The following is a 23,177-nucleotide window of genomic DNA, read 5'->3' as shown; positions in this document are numbered from 1 at the left end:
CCGAGCCCAGCCTCAATGCGGCCGGCAAGCTAGCTTTTGATATTAATTAACATGTTAATTATAAGCACGCAACCGACCGCGAATGCGGCCCCTAACCGGGGAAGTCCGGCAGGCTGGCAAAGGCCGCCTTCAAGGCGCTCGACCAGCCATCAGAGACGGTGCGGTAATAGGGATCGTCGTGGCCGATGCGCCTGTTGAGCCCGACCTTGAAGCTGTCCTGTTCCAGGAACAGCAGATCGAGCGGCAGCCCGACCGAGAGGTTGGATTTCAGCGTCGAATCGAACGACACCAGAAGCAGCTTCACCGTCTCGGCAAGGCCCATTGTCCGGTCATAGGCACGGATGATGATCGGCTTGCCGTATTTCGTCTCGCCGATCTGGAAGAAAGGAGTGTCGTCGGTCGACTCGATGAAATTGCCTTCCGGGTAGATCATGAACAGCCTGGGCGGGCTGCCCTTGATCTGGCCGCCCAGGATGAAGGAGGCATTGAAGTAGGAATCCGCTTTGTCGCCGTTCGGCGAGGCATGTTCGATGACTTCCTTGACCGTGTCGCCGACCAGCCGCACCGTCTGGTACATGGACGGCGTCTCGAGCAGCTTGGGATGGCGGTCACTAACGGTCTTGTTTCGTTCGTCGAGCAGGCTGACCACGGCTTGCGTGGTGGCAAGGTTGCCTGCAGACATCAGCACGATGACGCGTTCGCCCGGCTCTTCCCAGATGTGCATCTTCTTGAAGGTCGAGATCGAATCCATGCCGGCATTGGTGCGCGTGTCCGACATGAACACGAGCCCGCGATCGATCTTGAGGCCGACGCAATAGGTCATGATTCTTCTTTAGCAGCGAATCCCGTCGGAAATTACTGCTCTACCGTGACGGTGACGGCAAGCTTCTCTTGCGCCTGTCCCAGCAGTATCCCCGACACCGGCGAGGCATCGCGATAGTCGCGACCCATCGCCACCCGCACGTAGCGTTCGTCGGGAGAGATCCCGTTTGCGGGATCGAAGGCAACCCAGCCGAGCCCGACGACATAGGCCTCGGCCCAGGCATGGCTCGCCGCCTGCTCGACAGTTGCATCCATCATCAGATAGCCGCTGATATAGCGGGCGGGAAAGCCAAGGACGCCTGCCGCGGCGATGAAGATGTGGCTGTGGTCCTGGCACACGCCGGATTTCAGCGCCAGCGCCTCCTCCGCCGGCGTTACGACGCTGGTCGTGCCCGGTCTGTAGGCAACACGTTCGCGGATCGCGCCCATCAGCGCGTGCAGCCGCTCGATTTCGGTGCCCTGCCCGACCGTGCCGGCCAATTCACGTATCCCCTTGCCGGCGGCGGTGAGCGGGGTTTGCTGTGCGAACAGCCAAAGCGGCGCGTAGCCCTGATGCGGACCCGTTACGCCCGCCGTGTCATGCGTCGTCACCTCGCCCGCCGCCTCGACGACGATCGTGCTGTGGCCGCTCTCGGCGCTCAACAGCCGCGTCTCGTTGCCGAAATGGTCGGTAAAGCGAACCTCCTCGCGCGCGCCTTCCACCTTGATCGCCCATGAGTCGACGGTCTGCGTGCGCCCGCTGGAAGGCAGCAAGCGCAGCCTTTGCAGCAGATACTGCACCGGCGCGTCGTAATGGTACTCGGTGCGATGGGAGATCTTGAGCCGCATAACGCCCGCCCTCAGCTTACTCAGTAGAACCGGTAATCCTGGGCGATCTCGTCACCCAGCCTAGTGTTATCGCGAATGAACTCGGCCAGGAACTCGTGCAGGCCGTGATCGAATATGTCCTTGATCGAGCCCCGCTTGAGCATCGCCTGGGTCCTCTCGGCCGTGCCGTGGCATGCATGGCGCTCGCCGTAGTCGTCGGCGAGGAATTTCAGATGCTCGCCGAGGAAGCGGTAGCAGAAGGTCAGCGACCGCGGCATGCGCACATTAAGGATAAGATAGTCGGCAATATTCGTCGGCTTATAGTCGGCTTCATAAACCCAGCGATAGGAGCGGTGCGCCGACACCGAGCGCAGGATCGACTCCCATTGGTAGTTGTCCAGCGTCGAGCCGACCCAGGACAGCGAAGGTAAGAGCACATAATATTTCACGTCGAGGATGCGCGCCGTGTTGTCGGCGCGTTCGACATAGGTTCCGAGCTGCGAGAAATCGAAAATCTCGTTGCGCAGCATCGTGCCGTAGAACGAGCCGCGGATCAGCGCCGTCTCGCGCTTGATGGCGTCGAGCACCGTTGGCAGGTCGCGTTCGTCGATCGGCCTCGCCAGCATGCGCTTCAGCGACATCCAGGCTTCGTTGATGCTCTCCCAGGTCTCCCGCGTCAGCGCCGTGCGCACCATGCGGGCATTGTTGCGCGCCGTCTCGATCGACGACATCGTGCTCGACGGGTTCGAGGTGTCGCGCAACAGGAAGTCGGAGACGTTGGCGGCGGTGTAGTCCTGGTATTTCTGGCTGAAGGCGACGTCGGATCCGGCGCTGAGCAGCACCGAATTCCACTCCTCCGACGCGCTCTGCGTGCGGGTCAGCGCCATGCGCAATCCGGCATCGACCAGGCGCGCCATGTTTTCGGCCCGCTCGATATAGCGGTTCATCCAGTAAAGACCGTTGGCGGTGCGGCCAAGAAGCATGGGAACGCCCTTCGGGCTAGTGAGTAGGGAATAGTGAGTAGGGAATAGTAAGCATTTGAATCTCAACGGAATATGGCATTTCCCTGTCCCCTATACTTCACTGCTGACTACTGACTACTGCCTATTCCCTACTCACTCATTCAATCATCCAATACCCAAGTGTCTTTGGTGCCGCCGCCCTGTGAGGAATTGACCACCAGAGAACCCTCTTTGAGGGCGACACGCGTGAGGCCACCCGGCACGATCTGGATGCGATCCGAGACCAGCACATACGGCCTCAGGTCGACATGGCGCGGCGACAGGCCCTTCTCGGTCAGGATCGGGCAGGTCGACAGCGCCAACGTCGGCTGGGCGATGTAATTGGAAGGTTTTGCCTGCAGCTTCTTGGCGAACTCCTGGCATTCCTTCTTGGTCGCCGCCGGGCCGACCAGCATGCCGTAGCCGCCGGAGCCGTGCACTTCCTTGATGACGAGTTCATGGATGTGCTCGAGCACATATTTGAGGCTGTCCGGCTCCGAGCAGCGCCAGGTCGGGATATTGCCGAGGATAGCCTTGCGGCCGGTGTAGAATTCGACGATCTCCGGCATGTATGAATAGATCGCCTTGTCGTCGGCAATTCCGGTGCCCGGCGCGTTGGCGATGGTAATATTGCCGGCGCGGTAGACATCCATGATGCCGGGCACGCCAAGCGCGGAATCCGGGCGGAAGGTCAGCGGATCGAGGAAGGCGTCGTCGACGCGCCGGTAGAGCACGTCGATCTGCTTGTAGCCTTCGGTCGTGCGCATCGCGACGTGGCCGTCGACGACGCGCAGATCCTGCCCCTCGACGAGCTGCACGCCCATCTGATCGGCGAGGAAGGCGTGCTCGAAATAGGCCGAGTTGTAGGAACCCGGCGTCAGCACCGCGATGGTCGGCGCACCCTTGGTGCTTTGCGGCCGCACCGCTGCCAACGACTGGCGCAGAAGCTGCGGGTAGTTCTCGACCGGTCGCACCTTGATCTTCTGGAACAGCTCCGGAAAGAGCTGCATCATCGTCTCGCGGTTCTCCAGCATATAGGAGACACCCGACGGCGTGCGGGCATTGTCCTCCAGAACGTAGAACTCGTTCTCGGAGATGCGCACGATGTCGACGCCGATGATATGGGTGTAGACGCCGGCCGGCGGCCTGACACCGATCATCTCGGGCAGGAAGGCCTCGTTCTTCGCCACCAGGTCCTTGGGCACGCGCCCGGCACGCAGGATCTCCTGGCGGTGGTAGATGTCATCGAGAAACGCATTCAGCGCCTGCACGCGCTGCTCGATGCCTTGCGTCAGCCGGCGCCATTCCTGGCCGGAAAGGATACGCGGCACGATATCGAAGGGAATCAGCCGCTCGGAAGCCTCCTGCTCGCCGTAGACGGCAAAGGTAATGCCGGTCTTGCGGAAGACGCGCTCGGCGTCCTGCATTTTCTCGGTAAGCCTGGCTGGATCCTGCTCCTTCAGCCAGCGATCGTAAGCCTCATAAGGTCTTCTCAATCCGGAAACTTCCGGAAGCATTTCGTCGAACGCTGCCAATCGTGTACTCCCCTATGAGGCCATTTCACTGGCCTCGCCGGAGAAAATCAAGCGCAATCGATGATTTAGGAGGCCGTGACGGCCACTCTATGCAAATTGCCTAAATTTAAGGCACAGGCGGCAAGGTCGGGTCAGCCGCTGCTTGCCGGCGGGGCATCGCCCGGCCGGTCAGAACGCCCGGAAGGTGACGATGGTGAAGGTGTCCTTGATTCCCGGCAGAATCTGTACCCGCTCGTTGACGAAGTGGCCGACGTCTTCCTCGTCGTCGATATAGAATTTGGCGAGCAGGTCGAAATTGCCGGCGGTCGAGTAGATCTCGGAGGCGATCTCGGCATCGGCGAGCGCGCTTGCGACCTCATAGGACTTGCCCAGATCGCATTTAATCTGCACGAAAAATGCCTTCATTGCCCGGTCCTGCCAGCCTTCGACGCAAGTAAGCGGCCCTTGTGGCAGACTGCCGCCCCGCTTTCAAGCATTACGGGGCACAGGCCCTGAGGAGGCGTCAATCACTGCCTCGTAGCTCGTGAAAGCAAAATCTTCTCAGCCGGGTGAAACCACGCCAACCCGCGCTGCGTATGTTAGATTGCGTTCGCCAAGCGAATTACGGGAGGCACATCATGCGCCGCGCACTGTTCGCATTCGCATTCATTCCAATGTTCCTGGTTTCGCTCGCCTTTGCGGGCGATGCCGAGATCAAGGCCGCGCAAACGGTCATCGACAGCCAGCTGAAGGCTTTCATCGCCAATGACGGCGCCGCCGCCTACAGTTTCGCCGCGCCGAATGTGAAGCAGATCTTCCCCACCGTCGACACCTTCATGAACATGGTGACGAACGGCTACGCGCCGGTGCGCAAGCCGCAATCCTATTCCTTCGGCAAGGTCGAAGAGACCGGACCGGGTTCGATTATCCAGCAGGTGCTGATCGTCGGACCGGACGGCAAGGACTACGAGGCGGTCTATACTCTGCAGCAGCAGGCGGACGGCAGTTTCAAGATCACCGGCTGCAGCCTGCGCGCCTCGACCTCGGTCAGCACATAAAGCAGCTTTTCAGTAGCGTGCCCTGCCGCCCGACATGTCGAATACCGCGCCTGTGTTGAAACTGACGGCATCGGAGCAAAGCCAGAGCACCAGCGCCGCGACCTCCTCCACGGCCCCAAGGCGCTTCAGCGGACTGGCACCGATCATGTCGCTGACGACTTCATTGCCAAGTCGCCTGATAAGCTCGGTATCGATCGGCCCGGGCGCGACACAATTGACTCGAATATCGGTGTCGTTCACTTCGCGCGACAAGGCTTTGGTGAAGGAGATGATGCCCGCGCTCGCCGCCGAATAGGCGGCCAGCTTCGGTAACCCCTCCTTGCCTGCCAGAGATCCCATATTGACGATACGGCCTGTGCCGGCCTTGCGCATCACCGGCAGAACCTGGTGGGTAACCTCGAACGTCCCGATGAGATTGACTCCGATGATGCGCTGCCACTCGGCCGGCTCGAAGGCTTCGAAGCTGCGATATGGGCCGAGATAGCCCGCATTGTTGACGAGAATATCGACCCGGCCGCTCTGGGCGATCACTTCGCTCAGGGCATTTCCGATATCGCCTGCCTTGGTTACATCGACCGTCTGGCTGCGGGCTCCGTCGACTGGCGCTGGATCGGCATCCCATATCCAGACGTCGCATCCCGACCGCGCCAGCTGCGTGGCGACGGCCTTGCCGATGCCCCTCGATCCACCGGTCACGATCGCCGTCTTGCCGGCAAAGTCGAATGTCACAGCCATGGCTGATCCCCGAGACATGACCCTGCTCTATGGCAGAACGTCCGTCAATCGGCAGGACCAACAGCTAGATCGCCGGGATATCGCCCCTCGCCCAGCCCTCGGTGATCTCGGCGGCGCGCGCTTCAAAAGCCTGCGCCTCGATAGCCGCCCGGATGTCCTGCATCAGTTTCTGATAGTAGGACAGGTTGTTCCAGGTCAAAAGCATGGCGCCGAGCGACTCCTGCGAGCGCACCAGGTGATGCAGATAAGCGCGCGAATAGTCGCGCGCCGCCGGGCAGTCGCTTTCCTCGTCGAGCGGCCGCGGATCGTCGGCGTGGCGGGCATTCCTGAGATTGACCTTGCCGCGCCGCGTGTAGGCGAGGCCATGGCGGCCGGCGCGCGTGGGCATCACGCAGTCGAACATGTCGATGCCGCGCGCAACCGATTTCAGGATATCGTCGGGCGTTCCGACGCCCATCAGGTAGCGCGGCTTGTTCGCCGGCAGTTCCGGGCAGGTGATGTCGAGCATCTCCAGCATCACCGATTGCGGTTCGCCGACCGCCAGCCCGCCGACGGCATAGCCCTTCAGGTCCATCGCCTTGAGCGCCTGCGCCGAACGCACGCGCATCGGCGCGCTGTCGCCGCCCTGGACGATGCCGAACATCGCCTTGCCCGGCTGGTCGCCGAAGGCCGTCTTGCAGCGCTCTGCCCAGCGCAGCGACAGTTCCATGGCGCGCTCGATCTCCTTCGGCTTGGCCGGCAGTGCTGTACATTCGTCGAGCTGCATCTGGATGTCGGAATCGAGCAGCCCCTGGATCTCGATCGACCGCTCCGGCGACATTTCGTAGGGCGCGCCGTCGATATGCGAGCGGAAGGTGACGCCCTGTTCGGTGAGCTTCCTGAGCTTGGACAGCGACATGACCTGGAAGCCGCCGCTGTCGGTCAGGATCGGATGCGGCCAGCGCGCGAACTCGTGCAGGCCGCCAAGCCTTGCCACACGTTCGGCGCCCGGACGCAGCATCAGGTGGTAGGTGTTGCCCAAAATGATGTCGGCGCCGACGCCGCGCACCTGGTCCATATACATGGCCTTGACGGTGCCGCCGGTGCCGACCGGCATGAAGGCCGGCGTGCGGATTTCGCCGCGCGGCATCGAGACAAGGCCGCGCCTGGCCTTGCCGTCGCTGGCCAGCACCTTGAAAGAAAAAGTCTCAGCCATTGAATTCCTTGTCGTGCACCGGCGTGCCTGGCGCCTGCTCGTCGAGCGACTGCCGATAGCGGATGCAGCCGCGCATGAATTTCGGCCATGGCGGCACGGCGATCGCAGGCTCGGTCTTTTCCGGCAAAAGCTCCCAGAGATCCGGGTGATGCCAGCACAGATCGTGTCCGGTCGCATCGCGATGCGCGCGGATGCCGGCGCGCAACTTCTTCACTTCCGCGATCAGCCTATCGCGGTCCATGCCGTCGAGATCATCGTCCATCGCACGTCTCCGCTCGATAAAGCAGGCTGGCGTCGCCATAGGAGTAGAATCTGTAGCGGCTCTCAATGGCATGCGCATAGGCCGAGCGCATCGTCTCCAGCCCGCTGAAGGCAGAGACCAGCATGAACAGCGTCGAGCGCGGCAGATGGAAATTGGTCATCAGCATGTCGGCTGTGCGGAAGCGGTAGCCGGGCGTGATGAAGATGTCGGTCGGTCCGGACCAGGGCTCTATCCTGCCGTCGTCGCGCGCAGCGCTCTCCAGCAGGCGCAGCGATGTCGTGCCGACGCAGATGATCCGCCCTCCCCGCGCCTTGGCCGCGTTAAGCGCCGCCGCCGTCTCCGGGCTTACCGAGCCCGTCTCGGCATGCATCTTGTGGTCGGCCGTGTCGTCGGCCTTCACCGGCAGGAAAGTGCCGGCGCCGACATGCAGCGTGACGAAGCGGCGCTCGATGCCCTTGGCGTCGAGCGCGGCAAACAGCGCCGGGGTGAAATGCAGCCCGGCAGTGGGGGCAGCGACGGCGCCCTCTTCCCTGGCATAGATGGTCTGGTAGTCGGTGCGGTCGCGCTCGTCATCGTCGCGCTTCGAGGCGATATAGGGCGGCAGCGGAATGTGGCCGACGGCATGCAGCGCCTCATCGAGGAACGGCCCGGAAAGGTCGAAGCCGAGCAGCGCTTCGCCCGCCTCGCCTTTCTCGAGCACCCTGGCGTCGAGCTGGCCGAGGAAGCAGGAGTTCTGGTCATGGCCGAAATGGATACGGTCGCCGGCGGCGACGCGCTTGCCCGGCCGCATGAAGGCCTGCCAGCGGTCCGGCGCCACGCGCATATGCAGCGTCGCCTCGACCTGCGCCACCGCATCGCCGCGCTTGCGCATGCCTTTCAACTGCGCCGGGATGACTTTGGTGTCGTTGAACACCAGCACGTCGCCTTCGCGAAGCATCGACGGCAATTCGCTGACGATCCGGTCCTGCAGCATCTCGCCTGGCTTGACGACCAGCAGCCTGGCGCTGTCGCGCGGTTCCGCCGGGCGAAGCGCAATGCGCTCCTCCGGCAGGTCGAAGTCGAACAGGTCGACACGCATCAGAACAGCCGGATGAGCAGCGCCCCGGCAAGAAGCAGCACGGCGCCGGCGACGCGGCCAAACGAGATTTCGCGCACCGCCACGCCAAGGAAGCCGGCGCGATCGATCAGCATGCCGGCGAGCAGCTGCCCGGCGACCAGGAAGGCCATAAGCGCCGCCGCGCCGATGCGCGGCGTGAGGATGGTCGACAGCGTGACATAGAAGCCGCCGAGCATGCCGCCGGCGATGAACAGCCAGGGGGCCGGCGCCTTCCAGTCGAGCGAGATACCCTGCAGCCGCACCACGGCGAAGGCAATGATGCCAAGGACGATGGCGCCCGACAGGAAGGAGAACGCGGCGGCGGCCACGGGAAGGCCGAGGCCGCGCGCCAGCTGCGAATTGATCGGCGCCTGGACGGCGATAAAGGCACCGGACAAGATGCCAAGCAGGGACCAGACTGCGCCCATCATGTTCCGCCTTTACTTGACGTCTGCCGCGACCTTCAGCGACACGATCTTGTCGGGATCCTGCACCGGCTCGCCGCGCTTGATCTTGTCGACATTCTCCATGCCTTCGATGACTTGGCCCCAGACCGTGTACTGGCGGTTGAGGAAGGCAGCGTCATCGAAGCAGATGAAAAACTGCGAATTCGCCGAATTCGGGTTCTGGGCGCGCGCCATCGAGCAGGCGCCGCGGCCGTGATTGGCGTTTGAGAACTCGGCCTTGAGGTCAGGCTTGTCCGACCCGCCCATGCCCGCGCGTGACGGCGCATAGGTCGGCTTGGAGGAATTGCCGAACTTGACGTCGCCGGTCTGCGCCATGAAGCCGTCGATGACGCGGTGGAACACCACGCCGTCATAGGCGCCTTCCCGCGCCAGCTCCTTGATGCGGGCGACGTGGCCCGGCGCCAGCTCGGGATACATTTCGATGACGACCTGGCCCTTGGTCGTTTCCATGATGAGCGCGTTCTCGCGGTCCTTGATCTCAGCCATGTCAGAAATCCTTTTTGAAAATTGAGGGGTGTTATTTGCCGTCGGCGGCGATGCGAACCTTGATCATGCTGTCGGGGTCGGTGACGGTTCCGTTGTCGGCCTCGTCGCCCTTCTTGATCTTGCCGACGAGGTCCATACCGCCGACCACCTTTCCGACGATGGTGTACTGGCCATCGAGGTTCGGCGCCGGCGCGAACATGATGAAGAACTGCGAGTTGGCCGAGTTCGGATCCTGCGAACGGGCCATGCCGACCACGCCGCGGGTGAACTGCTCGCTCTGCGAGAATTCGGCCGGCAGGTCGGGCAGGTCGGAACCGCCGGTGCCGACGGCTTCGGGGTTGAAACCCTTCTTCATGTTGCCGAACTTCACGTCGCCGGTCTGCGCCATGAAGCCGTCGATGACGCGGTGGAAGGCGACATTGTCATAGGCGCCGTCACGCACCAGCTTCTTGATCTGCGCGACATGCTTGGGCGCCAGATCGGGGCGCAGCGCGATGGTCACATCGCCATCCTTCAGCGTGATGATCATGGTGTTTTCCTTGTCGGCGGCGACGGCCGGCCCTGATACCGAGAAAAGGGATGCCGCGAAAAGGCCGGCGAACACGACAAGGAACGAAGCGAGCTTCTTCAGCTGCATGGATATCTCCGGAAAGGCCTATTTGGTGAACTTGGCGATGAGCGCGCCGGCAACAGCCGTCGGCACGAATGGGCGGATGTCGCCGCCCATCGACGCAATCTGGCGCACGAGTGTGGCGGTAATGGTGCGCACCGAAGGGCTGGCGGGCAGAAAAACCGTCTGCAATGCCGGCGCCATCGTCTCGTTCATGCCGGCCATCTGCATCTCATAATCCAGGTCGGTGCCGTCGCGCAGGCCCCGGATCATGATCGAGGCGCCGTTCTTCCGCGCTGCCTCAATGACCAGCCCGTCGAAGGAAACGACCTTGATGCGGCCGCTGTCCTTGCCAAACTCGGCCTTGGTCGAGGCCTCGATCAGCTTCACGCGTTCCTCGAACGAAAACAATGGCTTCTTGCCGGGATGGATGCCGATTGCCGCATAAACGGTGTCGGCCACCGCCAGCGAGGCTTTCAGCACATCGAGATGGCCATTGGTCAGCGGGTCGAAGGAGCCGGCGTAGAGGGCGGTGCGTTCGGTCATGGCAGGCTTCTAGCGGGCGGGCGTACGGAAGGCAAATCCGATTAATCGCCGGCATGCGTGAACCTTCTCACGCCGATGAACGACAGATGAATGCGACAATCACGAACGTTTCACGCAGCGTTCACTAGGTTGCCGCTTCAAGAGGTGAAACCAAATCACCATTTTATCCGTTGTAAGCGCAGGAGAACACGCAAATGCTGATCTACATGCTTGCCGCAGCAATGACCATCGTGATGCTCATCGCGACCGCGTTCGGGTTGCATCAGGAAGCAGCGCGGGTACGCGTCAAGGCCAACACCAGGCGGCTTGATGGTTTCGCTCGTCGCAACGTCTATCGTCGCCACTGATCCTGCCAAGACCGCACCGGCCCAACGGGCCGGCGAAGCCTGAGCCGAACCTTATACGCTCTCACCCGTATCGCCGCTGCCAGCCTCGTCAGACGGCGCTTCTTCCGCCTCTTCGTCCGACTGCGGTTCCGAAATCCGCTCAACCGAGACAACCTTCTCGCCTTCGGCCGTGTTGAAAATCGTCACGCCCTTGGTGGCGCGGCTGGCGAAACGGATGCCGTTGACCGGCACACGGATGACCGTGCCGCCGTCCGAAACCAGCATGATCTGATCGTCATTGCCGACCGGGAAGGTCGCGACCAGGCGGCCGATCTCGGCCGTCTTCGACACGTCGGTGGCGCGAATGCCCTTGCCGCCCCGCCCCGTCAGGCGGAAATCGTAGGACGACGAGCGCTTGCCGTAGCCATATTCGGTCACCGTCAGCACAAGCCGTTCATGCGCCTTGAGGAACTCGTAGCGCTCCTCGGAAAGTTCGGCTTCCTCGCCGACCTCCTCATTGGTGAGCGCAATCTCCTCTTCGTCGCCGGCAGCGCCGGCGGCTAGGCGGCGCTCGGCCGCTGCGCGTTTCAGATAGGCGGCGCGCTCTGCGGGCGACGCATCGACATTCTCGATGATCGACATCGAGATGATGCGGTCGGTCTCGGCCATGGTGATGCCGCGCACGCCGACGGAATTGCGGCTCTGGAAGACGCGCACGTCGGAGACCGGGAAACGGATGCACTGACCTGAATTCGCAGTCAAAAGCACGTCGTCATTGTCGGTGCAGGTCTCGACGCCGAGGATCTCGTCGCCCTCTTCCTCCAGCTTCATGGCGATCTTGCCGTTGCGGTTGACCTGGATGAAATCGGACAGCTTGTTGCGGCGCACGGTGCCGCGCGTGGTGGCGAACATCACGTCGAGCTCGCCCCAGCTGCTCTCGTCCTCGGGCAGCGGCATGATCGTGGTGATGCGCTCGCCCTGCTCGAGCGGCAGCATGTTGATCAGCGCCTTGCCGCGCGATTGCGGGTTGCCGATCGGCAGCCGCCAGACCTTTTCCTTGTAGACGATGCCGCGCGAGGAGAAGAACAGCACCGGCGTATGCGTGTTGGCCACGAACAACCGGGTGACGAAATCCTCTTCCTTGGTCGACATGCCGGAGCGGCCCTTGCCGCCGCGGCGCTGCGCCCGGTAGAGCGACAGCGGCACGCGCTTGATATAGCCGGAGTGGCTGACGGTGACGACCATGTCCTCGCGCTGGATCAGGTCCTCGTCTTCCATATCCGAACCGCCATCGGTCAGCTCGGTGCGGCGCGGCGTGCCGAACTCGTCCCGGACCGCGACCAGCTCGTCCTTGACGATCTGCTGGATGCGGGCGCGGGAAGACAAAATATCCAGGAAATCAACGATTTCGGCGCCGATCTTGTTCAACTCGTCGGCGATCTCGTCGCGGCCGAGCGCGGTCAGGCGCTGCAGGCGCAGGTCGAGGATGGCGCGGGCCTGCTCCTCGGAGAGATTGTAGGTGCCGTCCTCGTTGATGCGATGGCGCGGATCGTCGATCAGCTTGATCAGCGGCGCGACGTCGTGCGACGGCCAGCGCCGTTCCATCAACTGCTCGCGCGCCGTCTGCGGATCGGGCGCCGTGCGGATGAGCTTGATCACCTCATCGATATTGGCGACGGCAATCGCCAGACCGACCAGCACATGGGCCCGCTCACGCGCCTTGCGCAGCAGGTACTTCGTGCGGCGGCTGACGACTTCCTCGCGGAAGCTGACAAAGGCCTTCAGCATGTCGATCAGCGTCAGCACTTCCGGCTTGCCGCCGTTGAGCGCCACCATGTTGGCGCCGAACGAGGTCTGCAGCGGCGTGAAGCGGTAGAGCTGGTTGAGGACGACGTCGGCCACGGCCTCGCGCTTCAACTCGATGACGACGCGGTAGCCCTGGCGGTCGCTCTCGTCGCGGATGTCGGAGATGCCCTCGATGCGCTTGTCACGCACCAGTTCGGCCATCTTCTCGATCATCGAGGCCTTGTTCACCTGATAGGGGATCTCGGTGACGACGATGGACTCGCGGTCATTGCCGCGCTGCTCGATGTTGACGCGGCCGCGCATGACGATCGAGCCGCGGCCCGTCGAATAGGCATTGTAGATGCCGGAACGGCCAAGCACGATGCCGCCAGTCGGGAAATCCGGGCCAGGCACGATCTCCATCAGCGCCGTCAGGTCGATCGCCGGATTGTCGATGATGGCGATGGCGCCGTTGCAGACTTCGCTGAGATTGTGCGGCGGGATGTTGGTGGCCATGCCGACGGCGATGCCGCCGGAGCCGTTGACCAGAAGGTTCGGGAAACGCGCCGGCAGCACCTTGGGCTCGCTGCCAGAGGCGTCGTAAGTGTCCTGGAAATCAACGGTTTCCTTGTCGATGTCCTCCAGGAGCTCATGCGCGACCTTGGTCAGCCTGGACTCGGTGTAGCGCATCGCCGCCGGCGGATCGCCATCGATCGAGCCGAAATTGCCCTGACCGTCGATCAGCGGCACGCGCAGCGACCAGTCCTGCGCCATGCGCACCAGGGCGTCATAGATCGAGGCGTCGCCATGCGGATGGTATTTACCCATCACGTCGGCCACCGGGCGCGCCGATTTCACATATTTGCGGTTCCAATGGTAGCCGCTCTCATGCGAGGCGTAGAGGATGCGGCGATGCACGGGCTTCAGGCCGTCGCGCACATCGGGCAGCGCGCGGCTGACGATCACGCTCATGGCGTAATCGAGATAGGAGCGCTGCATCTCCTCGATGATCGAAATCGGCTCGATGCCGGTGGGGCCGCCATCCGGCCCGCGCGGTGTCTTCTGGTCGGTCAAGTCAGGTCACAATCCAGTCGGGAATCACTGCATGCTTATATAGGAAGCTTCGCCGAAACTCCAACCTTGGCCGGACTTTTCCAGAGACAATTTTCGTGGTAATTTCAAAAGGATACCGCAGATTGCGACGATATGGCCACAGTGCATTTCGCCCCGAAGTCGCGGTTGAAGGGGCATAGGCCGGCAATGGATCGTCACCCTGAGACGGGCACGGCAGTCGCGGCGAACTCCTGGTTACCCCTGCGCGCCTTGAGCGGCTGGACGACAAAAGACCTCAATGGCGACCTGGCGGCCGGCGTGACACTCGCGGCGATTGCCATTCCCGAACAGATGGCGACGGCGCGCCTCGGCGGCTTCGCGCCGGAGATCGGCTTCTTCGCCTTCGTCGCCGGCTCGGTGGCCCTCGCGCTGTTGGGCGCCAACCGCCATTTGTCGGCCGGCGCGGATTCGACGATCACGCCCTTGTTCGCCGGCGGCCTGGCGCTGATCGCAACCGCTGGCTCGCCGCATTACCTGGCGCTCGCGGCCATGCTGGCGCTGATGGTGGGGCTGCTGGTGGCGCTCAGTGGCATTTTCCGTCTTGGCTGGATTGCCGATCTCCTGTCCGTGCCGGTCACGACCGGTTTCCTCGCCGGCATTTCCGTCCATATCATCGTCTCGCAACTGCCCTCCTTGCTTGGCCTGCCGGCCGAAAGCGGCGAGACGGTGCGGCGCGTCGGCGAGATCGCCGCCAATCTCCGCCTCACCAATCCGTGGAGCCTTGCGCTCGGGCTCGGCGTGTTCGCGATTGTCTTCGTCTCCGAGCATGTCAGCGCCCGAATCCCGGCGGCCTTGATCGGCATGGTCCTGGCGACGCTTGCGGTCATCGGCTTCGACTTGAAGAACCGGGGCGTCGAAGTGCTCGGCGCCCTGCCGAACGGCCTGCCGGCTCCCGGCGTGCCGATGGCCGACTTCCAGGACGCTCAGGCGCTTGTCCCGCTCGCGCTGCTGATCGCCATCGTGGTCATGGTGCAGACAGCGGCCACCAGCCGCTCCTTCGCGCCGCGGAACGGCGAAGCGCCCGACGTCAACCGCGATTTCGTCGGCGTCGGCGCCGGCAGCATCGTGGCCGGTCTGTTCGGCGCCTTTGCCGTGAACGCCAGCCCGCCGCGCACGGCCATCGTCGCCCAGACAGGCGGTCGCTCCCAGCTGTCGGGCCTGATCGCGGCGGCCATCGTGCTGGCGCTCGGTGCCTTCGGCGGCAGCCTGCTTGCCAATGTGCCACAGGCCGCGCTTGCCGGCGTGCTGATGTTCGTGGCCCAGCACATCCTGCGCTGGCAGGTCTTCGCCAAGGTCTATCGCCAGGCGCCGGTCGAGTTCGCGCTGATCCTGATCACCATGATCGCGATCGTCGTCCTGCCGATCGAAACCGGCGTCGCCATCGGTATCGGCCTGTCGCTGCTCTACGGCATCTGGGGCTCGACGCGCACGGAGCCGATCGAACTGGCGCAGGTGCCGGGCACCTCAGTTTGGTGGCCGCCGAGCAGTTCGAGCGCGGGCGCGCAGCACCCCGGCGTGCTGGTGGCGGCGTTCCAGGCGCCGCTTTCCTTCGTCAACGCCGACCGCTTCAAGCGCGGCCTCGCCGACCTGATCGACGCCAGGAGCGAGGACGTGAAGCTGGTGGTGCTGGAGGCCAGCAACATCGTCGAGATCGACTATACCGCCGCCCAGGCGCTGATCGAGACCATCCGCCATTGTCGCGACAAAGGCGCGGTCTTTGCTATCGCCCGCATGGAATCGCTGCGCGCCCAGGCGGCGCTCAAGCGGTTCGGCATCGCTGAAATTGTTGGCACAGAGCGGATATTCCACAGCGTCGACGCGGCGATCAAAACACTTGGTCCGGGGAAACCACAGCAGCAAGGACAGGATAGCGTGCCATGATCGACCCGCGAGAACCCATCGTCAGCCCGGTCCCCGTCGAGGAATTGAGGCCGACCCAGATAACAGTCGGCATGCGGGAAGTTGCGTTGAAGCGCCAGATGATCCGGACGCAGGACGCCAAGAACAAGACCGGCGCCTTTCTCGGCAAGCACATGGTGCCGGTGGTGCTCGGTCCCAAAAACCGCAACTACGTCACCGATCACCATCATCTCGCCCGAGCCCTGCTCGAGGAAGGGGTCAAGGACGTGCTCGTGACGGTGATCAGCGACCTGTCCGCGCTCGACAAGGACGCGTTTTTCTTCGTGCTCGACAATCGCGGCTGGATGCACCCGTTCGATGAGAATGGCCGGCGTCGCGATTATTCGGCGATTCCGAAGACGATCGGCGAGCTGGTCGATGACCCCTACCGCAGCGTGGCGGGCGAGCTGCGCCGCCTGGGCGGCTACGCCAAGGACACGACGCCGTTCAGCGAATTCATCTGGGCCGATTTCCTGCGCCGACGCATCGAACGCAATGCAGTCGAGAAGAATTTCGACAAGGCGATGAAGGACGCCCTGACGCTCGCCAAGAGCAAGGACGCGGACTATCTGCCTGGCTGGTGCGGACCGACGGACGATTGACGATGGCGATATCTATCGGCGGGCGCGGTAGGCGCCCGGCGCTTGCCCCATCTCGCGCCGGAATCGGCGATTGAAGGTCGACAGGTCGTTGAAGCCGGCATCGAAGGCGATCGTCGAGATCGCCGCGTCCGAGCTGCGCAGCCGCACGGCGGCCCGGTGCAGCCTTGTCCTGAGCAGGAACTGGTAGGGCGTCATGCCGGCAACCTGCCGGAAAATGCGCAGGAAATGATACGGGCTGGTCGCCGTGCCGTCGGCAAGCTCGCTCAGCGACAGCGGCCGCTCGGCATTGAGCTCGATAAGGCGCACGGCCTCCGCAACCCGTTTCTGGTCGCGGCGGCTGGGTGTGCGTGCCGTTCTGGAAGGACCGGCGGCAGCCGCGATCGCCGCGCCGGCAATGCGCAGGCCGAGTTCCTCGAACGCTTCACTGTCGCCCGTCTCCCGCGCGGCCTCCGCCTCGGCCAGCACCGGCGCCAGCCCCGGCAAGGGCGGCAGGCGCGGATCGGCGAAGCCGAGCCGCTTCGCCCCCGGCAGTTCAGTCACGACGCGCTCCAGATAGGCCGGCGAAAAATGGAAGGAGAGGCAGCGGTCGCCAGCGCCGTGCTCGTGCCCGCATTCGTAGCAGGTGCCGGGATTGCCGAGCAGGATGGCGCCTGGCGCCAGCATCGCCGTGCCCTGACGCGTGCGGTAGCGGAAGGTGCCCCTGGTCACCGCGGCGACGCAAAAACTGCGATGCTGTTCCTCAAATGGCCTGTCGCCGGCGCGGGCGGTGCAGATCACGTCGGACACCTGCCAACCAGGTCCCGAAGCAAGATTTTCGTCAGCCGTCGCCATCACTGAAAGATAGCAATTTTTCCCAAGCGCAGAACCCTGCAATGCCGTTACTGCTTGCCCTCTCCTGACAAACGAGGCAGCAGCCATGATTGAATCTTTTGCCGAAGCCCTGCACAGCGGTAAACCCAATCCGGATCTCGCCGAAAAGCTGAAGCTCTACGGCCGCTTCATCGGCGCCTGGACGTTCGATGCCACACGCATCCTGGATGATGGGACCAGACTGACGGGCCGCGGCGAGGTGCATTTCGGCTGGGTCCTGGAAGGCAAGGCGGTACAGGACGTATGGATCCTGCCCGCGCGCGACGCCGGTCCCTCGCCATCACTCGGACCGTGGACCTTCTACGGCACGACATTGCGCGTCTACGACCCCGGCGCGGATGCCTGGCACATCTTCTGGAGCGATCCGCGCAATCAGTACTACAGCCGGCAGCTCGGCCGCGCCGAGGACGACACGATCGTCCAGGTCGGCGCCGACGGCACCGGCGCGTCGGTGCGCTGGAGCTTTTCACGCATCACCGAACACTCGTTCCGCTGGCTCGGCGAGCGCTCGCATGATGGCGGCGCGACCTGGCGCATGGAGGTCGAATTCCTGGCCCGGCGCGCGACTCCAGCCTGAGCAGACAACCAATTGCAATCATGGAGGAAACAATGCTCGACCATGTCTCGATCGGCGTTCGCGATGCCGGCGCTTCGAAACGCTTCTACGATGTCGCGCTGAAGCCGCTCGGCTATTCCTGCCTCAGCGCGTCGCCCGGCTCCCTCGGTTACGGGGCTCAGGCGGTCCAGCTTTGGGTGAACGACGCCGGGCGACCGGTGCAGCCCGATGCGGACTCCGGCCTGCACTTCTGCTTTTCGGCACCGACGCGCGCTAGCGTCGACGCCTTCCATGCGGCGGCATTGCGTGAGGGCGGCAAGGACAATGGCCAGCCCGGACTGCGAGCGGCCTATGGCGATAATTACTACGCCGCGTTCGTCATCGATCCGGACGGCTATCGGCTGGAAGCCTATTGCAGCAAGGCCGAATAGCCGGCCGATTTCCCTTCGCGCCTGTTCCCACCGCACGGGCTTTGCTCTACCAATTGCGGAGTCTGGGCCTCGCCCGGCGGGAGGGGACCAGCGATGCCGAGTTTCGACAGCCTGTTCAATGCCTTCGTCACCATTCTGGTGACCATCGACCCGCCGGGACTGGCGCCGCTCTTCCTCGCCGTGACGCGCGGCATGAACCGCGAGGAGCGCCAGCAGGTCTCGGTGCGCGCCTCGGTGATCGGCTTCCTGGTGATGGCGCTGTTTGCGATTGCCGGCGCCTCGATCCTGTCGGTGTTCGGCATCACGCTGCCGGCCTTCCGCGTCGCCGGCGGTTTCCTGTTGTTCTTCATCGCCTTCGAAATGGTGTTCGAGCGCCGCCAGGATCGCAAGGAGAAGATCGGCGACGTCGCCATCACCAAGGACATGATCCACAACATCGCCGCCTTCCCGCTGGCGATCCCGCTGATCGCCGGCCCGGGCGCGATCTCGGCGACCGTCCTCTTATCGGGACATTTCGAGGGCTTTGCCGCTCAAGCCGCGCTGGTCGGCATCATCTTCCTCTGCCTCGTTATCACCTATCTGGTGTTCGTGCTGTCGGAGCGCATCGACCGCATCCTCGGCCAGACCGGCCGCTCGATCCTGACGCGCCTGCTCGGCGTCATCCTGGCGGCGCTTGCCGTGCAGTTCGTGGCCGACGGCGTCCGGGCGCTGATGGCGGCTTAGCTGATCGGCCGCGAGCAGCGCACCCTACTGCCCTACTGCCCTACTGCCCTACTGCCCTACTGCCCTACTGCCCTACTGCCCTACTTCGCCACCGTCTCGACCACCTCGAAATCATGCGTGAGCGTCGCCGTCTTCGCCATCATCGCGGAGGCCGAGCAATATTTCTCGATCGACAGATCGATCGCCCGTTCCACCTTGTCGTGCGACAGCGCGTGGCCCTTGACGATGAAATGCATGTGGATGCGGGTGAACACTTTTGGGTCGGTCTCGGCCCGGTCGGCGTCGAGCTCGACCACGCAGTCCTCGATCGCCTCGCGGCCCTTTTCGAGGATGTGGACGACGTCATAGGCCGAGCAGCCGCCGGTGCCGATCAGCACCAGTTCCATCGGGCTCGGTCCGGGCGTGTGACCATCCGGTCGACGCGCCGTGCCCAGCACGACCTTATGGCCGCTGCCGGATTCGCCGACAAAGGTGCGTTCCTCGACCCATTTGATGCGTGCTTTCACGATAATCTTCCTTGAGAAATTCCAGCCGCTTACTGACCAAACACGACGGCGTGCATAATGCGCCCCGGCAGCAGCGTGAAGACGCCCGCGCCGATTAATGCGAAGACATAGAGCGAGATCATCACCTTGCGATGCTTCGCCACATGGTGGTTGCGCGCATGCCAGACCGCCAGCGGCACGGTGACCAGCACCAGGATCGACAACAGATGGATCGGGCTGAACGGACCGATGAGCCGGATCTGCTGGATCCAGAAGCTCGATATGGCGATGACCAGCATCAGCGCCGCCCATGTGTAACCCAGCGCGCGGTGACGCATCGTGCCCTTCGGCAGCGCCAGCTGGGCGCCGCCGATGGCTAAAGCGGCGAAGGCCGCGAAGGCATGCCATGGAATGGGAGGAGGCGCCGACAGAAGCGGTCCGAGCGACATCGCGCCTTCCCCTCAAACGATCAATGCAAAGCTCTTAGAACGGGATCTCGTCGTCCAGCTCGCGCGACGAGCCGCCGCCACCGCCGCCCCGGGAACCACCGCCGCCGCCACGGCTGAAACCTTCATTCGGGCCGGACTGGCCGAAATCCGAGCCGCGGCCGCTGCTGCCGGAATAATTGCCGACCTGTCCGCCGCCGCCCTCGCCGCGCGCGTCGAGCATCTGCAATTCGCCACGGAATTTCTGCAGCACCACCTCGGTCGTGTAGCGATCATTGCCGGTCTGGTCCTGCCATTTGCGGGTCTGCAACTGGCCCTCGACATAGACCTTCATGCCCTTCTTCAAATACTGCTCCGCCACCTTGGCGATCTGGTCGTTGAAGATGACGACATTGTGCCACTCGGTCTTTTCCTTGCGCTCGCCCGAATTCTTGTCGCGCCAGCTTTCCGACGTGGCGATGCGGATGTTGACGACCGGATCACCGGAATTCAGGCGGCGGATTTCAGGGTCCGCCCCGAGATTGCCGACCAGAATGACCTTGTTGACGCTACCCGCCATCGTACTTCTCCGCGCTCATCCGAAACAAATTTTAAGTCGCTCACCTTACAGCCTGCGGGCCGCCCATGCCCGCAAAGGCTGGCTTTTCCCACAAGGTTTTTGTTCTCTTTTCGTTCTAGACATAACCGCCCTCTCTGTCAAGGAATGTCAGCAAAAGCCGTGCTCGAACGCATATTTGGATATGGCGATCAAATAGATGCTTGCCAAATCAATAAGTATCGACTTATGCTTTGGTCATGATCGAAGCAGAGATTTTCCGGGCGCTCGCCGACCCGACGCGACGTGCCGTTTACGAGCGCCTGACCGCCAGCGAGATGACGGTGACCGAGTTGCGCGCCGGCATGAGCGTGTCGCAGCCTGCGGTCTCGCAGCACCTTGCCGTGCTGCGCGGCGCCGGTCTGGTGGTCGAGCGGCGCGCCGGCCGCAACGCCTATTACCGCGCCGATCCGCAAGGGCTCGATCCGCTGCTCGGCTGGGTCGAACGCTACCGCGCCTTCTGGCCGGAGCGCATCGAGAAGTTGAAGACGGTTCTGAAGGGAATGGACCAATGACGGCAACCGGAAACCCGACGGCCAACGAGGCGCCGCTCAGCTTCGAATGCGACCTTCCCGATCCGCCCGAAAAAGTCTGGCGGGCACTGACCGAGCCGGAATTGCTCGCCGCCTGGCTGATGCCGAACGACATCAAGGCGGAAGCCGGCCGCCGCTTCGCCTTTGCCGCAGCGGATAGGCCGATCGAATGCGAGGTGCTCAAGGCCGAGCCTGGCAAGCTGCTGCGCTATTCCTGGCGCGAGCGGCCCGGCGCGAAGGACGCGGACCAGCTTCCCGCTTTCGACAGCATCGTCACCTTTACGCTGGCGCGAACCGCCTCCGGCGGCACGCATTTGCGCATCGTCCATGACGGTTTCGTGCCGGTGGCCGAGCCTGCCATTGCCATTGCCGGCGCCGGTTGCAGGCTCTCGCTTTATGCCCGCAAGAACCCGGTCGCGGCCAATGCGCCTTGCATGATGCTGCGCGCCGCCTGATCAAAAAAAGGACCGAGGAAACCCGTCATGAGCATTGCCAATCTGGTGCCGATGGTCATCGAACAGTCGAGCCGCGGCGAACGTTCCTTCGATATCTTTTCGCGGCTGCTGCGCGAGCGCATTGTCTTCATCAATGGCGAGATCAACGACAACGTTTCGGCGCTGGTCTGCGCGCAATTGCTGTCGCTGGAGTCCGATCATCCGGACAAGGAGATCTCGCTCTACATCAACTCGCCGGGCGGCATGGTCACCAGCGGCTTCGCCATCTACGACACGATGCAATACATCTCCTGCCCGGTCTCGACGGTCTGCATGGGCTTCGCCGCGTCGATGGGTTCCTTCCTGCTGATGGCCGGCACGCCGGGGCGGCGCATCGCGTTGCCCAACACGAGGATCGTGTTGCATCAGCCGCTCGGCGGTTTCCAGGGCCAGGCCTCCGACATCCAGCGCCATGCCGAGGACATCGTGCGCACCAAGCAGCACATGACCGAGCTCTATGCCAGGCATTGCGGGCGCACCTACGAAGAGGTCGAGCGCACGCTCGACCGCGACTATTTCATGAGCGCCGCGGAAGCGAAGGAATGGGGTCTCGTCGACCACGTCTACGACACTCGCAAGAAGGCGGCCTGACGTCTCGAGCCGGACGCGCGGCGAATTGATTGGCCACGTCTGGCATCGTCAGGCCCGCGCCCCTATAGTTCGCGCAATGATCAAGCCGCTACAAACCAGATATGTGTGCATTGCCCTCGCGGCGCTTGCCGGCGCGCTGCTGGCGGGCACCGCGCTTGCCGACGACAGCCGGTCGCAGAAACTGCCCGGCGTCGGCGGCGACTACCGCATCGCCAAGCCGGCGCCACAGCCGGAACCGGACGACCCTGAGCCCGCCGGCAGCGACGGCTCGTTCAAGATCGGCAATACCGATGTCAGGATCGGCGGCAGCATCACCATCGACATGGCGACGGGCGGCACCAAGGTTCCGAGCCACTGATCAGAATTTGTCGGAACGACAAAATGTAAGCCCCATCCCTGCTTTGCAGACGGATGGGGCTTCATGGATCTGAAATCCAACTTTAGCCGGGAGTGGACTGCCGGCGTTCTGTTTCGGATGCAACGCGGCGTTCAGCCGACGATCCGACTATGGTCTCTGATTGTTGGGATTCGGCAAGTCACGGTTTGTCGGGCTGGCGTTTCAAGTCTGCCCTGGCACTTATGCCTGCCGCGGCTCCATCTCCGTGTGGAGCCTCAAGGGACTGTCCGGTGGCGTCATGCTCCGCTCCTGGGTCCGTTGCGACAATGTCGTTCGAAGCGCTAATCGCTATCCGCCTGTTGGGCGGCGAGGCCATCGAAAGACGGCCGGCTTCGTTGACGCCTTTGAGACTGCTCCCGTGAGTCGCTGGCGTCAACCGTTGAATAGCCGGTTACGAAAAAATGTGATCTCGTGGAGTTTACGTCCAGGTAAGTCCAGCGTCTCTGTGGATCAAACCGGCGGGCGGCTGTCGCATCTGTTTTCACAGCGCATGCGGCGATTGTTTTGCAGCGCCCATAGCGACTGTTTTGCAGCGCCCACCTATTTCCACAGCGCTTTGTCAGGAGCGTGTTCGGCCTTTGTTCTTTCCGCTTGCCGGCTCGCACGAAAGGCGGTTAAACCCATGATTGGCGTCTTGCGTCGAGATTTGTGGCGTCTCTCGACGTGACGGCGAAAATACCTACATAGGGGATGGCCGGGACAAACCCGCCCAATCCAGCAAATTCCAGATCT

At 63.2% G+C, this 23,177-nt stretch carries 29 protein-coding genes; 11 read left to right on the top strand and 18 right to left on the bottom strand.

Annotation, left to right across the window (positions count from 1 at the left end):
• Positions 1-91: 91 nt before the first annotated feature.
• The 5 genes from EN869_RS13810 to EN869_RS13790 form a co-directional block, all read right to left on the bottom strand.
• Positions 92-823, bottom strand: a complete 732-nt coding sequence (locus tag EN869_RS13810; RefSeq protein WP_127226237.1) for a peptidase — start codon at positions 821-823, stop codon at positions 92-94.
• 32 nt (positions 824-855) lie between these two features.
• A complete protein-coding gene (locus EN869_RS13805; protein WP_127226235.1) occupies positions 856-1,650 on the bottom strand; it encodes a transglutaminase family protein in 795 nt (264 codons plus the stop codon).
• Positions 1,651-1,670: 20 nt separating this feature from the next.
• Positions 1,671-2,612 (bottom strand): alpha-E domain-containing protein, encoded by a 942-nt coding sequence (locus EN869_RS13800; protein ID WP_127226233.1) that lies wholly within the window; start codon positions 2,610-2,612, stop codon positions 1,671-1,673.
• A gap of 140 nt (positions 2,613-2,752) precedes the next feature.
• The gene (locus tag EN869_RS13795) at positions 2,753-4,165 is read right to left on the bottom strand and encodes a circularly permuted type 2 ATP-grasp protein (protein WP_167498557.1); all 1,413 of its coding nucleotides are present in this window, start codon (positions 4,163-4,165) and stop codon (positions 2,753-2,755) included.
• 168 nt (positions 4,166-4,333) lie between these two features.
• Positions 4,334-4,570: an Lrp/AsnC ligand binding domain-containing protein gene (locus tag EN869_RS13790; protein ID WP_112098429.1), complete on the bottom strand. Its 237-nt coding sequence runs from the start codon at positions 4,568-4,570 to the stop codon at positions 4,334-4,336.
• A gap of 212 nt (positions 4,571-4,782) precedes the next feature.
• Between EN869_RS13790 and EN869_RS13785 the strand changes: the two genes are divergently transcribed.
• Positions 4,783-5,202 carry a DUF4864 domain-containing protein gene (locus tag EN869_RS13785; protein WP_127226231.1) on the top strand — a complete coding sequence of 140 codons (420 nt, stop codon included), beginning with the start codon at positions 4,783-4,785 and terminating at the stop codon, positions 5,200-5,202.
• 9 nt (positions 5,203-5,211) lie between these two features.
• Here the strand turns inward: EN869_RS13785 and EN869_RS13780 are convergent, their stop codons facing one another.
• The 8 genes from EN869_RS13780 to coaD all read right to left on the bottom strand — a co-directional run bounded on the left by EN869_RS13780 (position 5,212) and on the right by coaD (position 10,599).
• Complete coding sequence (locus EN869_RS13780; RefSeq protein WP_127226229.1) at positions 5,212-5,937, bottom strand: SDR family NAD(P)-dependent oxidoreductase; 726 nt, start codon at positions 5,935-5,937, stop codon at positions 5,212-5,214.
• A gap of 64 nt (positions 5,938-6,001) precedes the next feature.
• Positions 6,002-7,132, bottom strand: coding sequence for a tRNA guanosine(34) transglycosylase Tgt (gene tgt, locus EN869_RS13775; RefSeq protein ID WP_127226227.1), 1,131 nt, complete (start codon positions 7,130-7,132; stop codon positions 6,002-6,004).
• Positions 7,125-7,394, bottom strand: a complete 270-nt coding sequence (locus tag EN869_RS13770) for a hypothetical protein (protein WP_127226225.1) — start codon at positions 7,392-7,394, stop codon at positions 7,125-7,127. The genes tgt and EN869_RS13770 overlap by 8 nt, the downstream gene beginning before the upstream one ends.
• Positions 7,384-8,472 carry a tRNA preQ1(34) S-adenosylmethionine ribosyltransferase-isomerase QueA gene (queA, locus tag EN869_RS13765; protein WP_127226223.1) on the bottom strand — a complete coding sequence of 363 codons (1,089 nt, stop codon included), beginning with the start codon at positions 8,470-8,472 and terminating at the stop codon, positions 7,384-7,386. The genes EN869_RS13770 and queA overlap by 11 nt, the downstream gene beginning before the upstream one ends.
• Positions 8,472-8,921, bottom strand: a complete 450-nt coding sequence (locus EN869_RS13760; protein ID WP_127226221.1) for a DMT family transporter — start codon at positions 8,919-8,921, stop codon at positions 8,472-8,474. The genes queA and EN869_RS13760 overlap by 1 nt, the downstream gene beginning before the upstream one ends.
• A 9-nt stretch (positions 8,922-8,930) precedes the next feature.
• Positions 8,931-9,443 carry a peptidylprolyl isomerase gene (locus EN869_RS13755; protein WP_040987166.1) on the bottom strand — a complete coding sequence of 171 codons (513 nt, stop codon included), beginning with the start codon at positions 9,441-9,443 and terminating at the stop codon, positions 8,931-8,933.
• 31 nt (positions 9,444-9,474) lie between these two features.
• Positions 9,475-9,972, bottom strand: coding sequence for a peptidylprolyl isomerase (locus tag EN869_RS13750; protein WP_245489429.1), 498 nt, complete (start codon positions 9,970-9,972; stop codon positions 9,475-9,477).
• A gap of 126 nt (positions 9,973-10,098) precedes the next feature.
• Positions 10,099-10,599, bottom strand: coding sequence for a pantetheine-phosphate adenylyltransferase (gene coaD, locus EN869_RS13745; RefSeq protein ID WP_127226217.1), 501 nt, complete (start codon positions 10,597-10,599; stop codon positions 10,099-10,101).
• 194 nt (positions 10,600-10,793) lie between these two features.
• On the opposite strand from coaD, the gene EN869_RS13740 reads away from it, so the two are divergent.
• On the top strand, positions 10,794-10,946 hold the full coding sequence (locus EN869_RS13740) for a hypothetical protein (protein ID WP_127226215.1): 153 nt from the start codon (positions 10,794-10,796) through the stop codon (positions 10,944-10,946).
• A gap of 51 nt (positions 10,947-10,997) precedes the next feature.
• Here EN869_RS13740 and gyrA read toward each other — a convergent pair whose 3' ends face one another.
• Complete coding sequence (gyrA, locus tag EN869_RS13735) at positions 10,998-13,784, bottom strand: DNA gyrase subunit A (RefSeq protein WP_127226213.1); 2,787 nt, start codon at positions 13,782-13,784, stop codon at positions 10,998-11,000.
• Between the two features lie 186 nt (positions 13,785-13,970).
• Between gyrA and EN869_RS13730 the strand changes: the two genes are divergently transcribed.
• A complete protein-coding gene (locus EN869_RS13730) occupies positions 13,971-15,704 on the top strand; it encodes a SulP family inorganic anion transporter (RefSeq protein ID WP_245489422.1) in 1,734 nt (577 codons plus the stop codon).
• A complete protein-coding gene (locus tag EN869_RS13725) occupies positions 15,701-16,324 on the top strand; it encodes a ParB-like protein (RefSeq protein WP_127226209.1) in 624 nt (207 codons plus the stop codon). The genes EN869_RS13730 and EN869_RS13725 overlap by 4 nt, the downstream gene beginning before the upstream one ends.
• A 12-nt stretch (positions 16,325-16,336) precedes the next feature.
• On the opposite strand, the gene EN869_RS13720 is transcribed toward EN869_RS13725, so the two are convergent.
• Entirely contained in the window at positions 16,337-17,155 is an 819-nt protein-coding gene (locus EN869_RS13720; protein WP_127226207.1) for an AraC family transcriptional regulator, read from the bottom strand.
• An 85-nt stretch (positions 17,156-17,240) separates the two neighbouring features.
• On the opposite strand from EN869_RS13720, the gene EN869_RS13715 reads away from it, so the two are divergent.
• From EN869_RS13715 to EN869_RS13705, 3 genes are all read left to right on the top strand, one after another.
• Positions 17,241-17,771 carry a hypothetical protein gene (locus EN869_RS13715; protein WP_127226205.1) on the top strand — a complete coding sequence of 177 codons (531 nt, stop codon included), beginning with the start codon at positions 17,241-17,243 and terminating at the stop codon, positions 17,769-17,771.
• Positions 17,772-17,803: 32 nt separating this feature from the next.
• Entirely contained in the window at positions 17,804-18,181 is a 378-nt protein-coding gene (locus EN869_RS13710) for a VOC family protein (RefSeq protein WP_127226203.1), read from the top strand.
• Between the two features lie 93 nt (positions 18,182-18,274).
• Complete coding sequence (locus EN869_RS13705; RefSeq protein WP_042642668.1) at positions 18,275-18,904, top strand: MarC family protein; 630 nt, start codon at positions 18,275-18,277, stop codon at positions 18,902-18,904.
• A gap of 80 nt (positions 18,905-18,984) precedes the next feature.
• Here the strand turns inward: EN869_RS13705 and EN869_RS13700 are convergent, their stop codons facing one another.
• Genes EN869_RS13700 through EN869_RS13690 form a run of 3 tightly spaced genes read right to left on the bottom strand, consistent with a single transcriptional unit; the run spans position 18,985 to position 20,394 of the window.
• The gene (locus EN869_RS13700) at positions 18,985-19,410 is read right to left on the bottom strand and encodes an OsmC family protein (RefSeq protein WP_127226201.1); all 426 of its coding nucleotides are present in this window, start codon (positions 19,408-19,410) and stop codon (positions 18,985-18,987) included.
• A gap of 29 nt (positions 19,411-19,439) precedes the next feature.
• Positions 19,440-19,838 (bottom strand): DUF2306 domain-containing protein, encoded by a 399-nt coding sequence (locus EN869_RS13695; RefSeq protein ID WP_127226199.1) that lies wholly within the window; start codon positions 19,836-19,838, stop codon positions 19,440-19,442.
• Between the two features lie 34 nt (positions 19,839-19,872).
• Entirely contained in the window at positions 19,873-20,394 is a 522-nt protein-coding gene (locus tag EN869_RS13690) for a single-stranded DNA-binding protein (RefSeq protein ID WP_127226197.1), read from the bottom strand.
• A 236-nt stretch (positions 20,395-20,630) separates the two neighbouring features.
• On the opposite strand from EN869_RS13690, the gene EN869_RS13685 reads away from it, so the two are divergent.
• The 4 genes from EN869_RS13685 to EN869_RS13670 all read left to right on the top strand — a co-directional run bounded on the left by EN869_RS13685 (position 20,631) and on the right by EN869_RS13670 (position 22,406).
• The gene (locus EN869_RS13685) at positions 20,631-20,945 is read left to right on the top strand and encodes a metalloregulator ArsR/SmtB family transcription factor (RefSeq protein ID WP_127226196.1); all 315 of its coding nucleotides are present in this window, start codon (positions 20,631-20,633) and stop codon (positions 20,943-20,945) included.
• Positions 20,942-21,418: an SRPBCC domain-containing protein gene (locus EN869_RS13680; protein WP_127226194.1), complete on the top strand. Its 477-nt coding sequence runs from the start codon at positions 20,942-20,944 to the stop codon at positions 21,416-21,418. The genes EN869_RS13685 and EN869_RS13680 overlap by 4 nt, the downstream gene beginning before the upstream one ends.
• A gap of 27 nt (positions 21,419-21,445) precedes the next feature.
• Positions 21,446-22,048, top strand: a complete 603-nt coding sequence (locus EN869_RS13675) for an ATP-dependent Clp protease proteolytic subunit (RefSeq protein ID WP_112129358.1) — start codon at positions 21,446-21,448, stop codon at positions 22,046-22,048.
• Between the two features lie 103 nt (positions 22,049-22,151).
• Positions 22,152-22,406 carry a hypothetical protein gene (locus EN869_RS13670; protein WP_245489423.1) on the top strand — a complete coding sequence of 85 codons (255 nt, stop codon included), beginning with the start codon at positions 22,152-22,154 and terminating at the stop codon, positions 22,404-22,406.
• The last annotated feature ends 771 nt before the right edge of the window (positions 22,407-23,177 follow it).

The sequence above is a fragment of the Mesorhizobium sp. M2D.F.Ca.ET.226.01.1.1 genome (assembly GCF_004022705.2).
GTDB lineage: Bacteria > Pseudomonadota > Alphaproteobacteria > Rhizobiales > Rhizobiaceae > Mesorhizobium.
The sequence above is the reverse complement of the archived record's forward strand: the minus strand, read 5'-3'. Positions and strand labels throughout refer to the sequence as shown.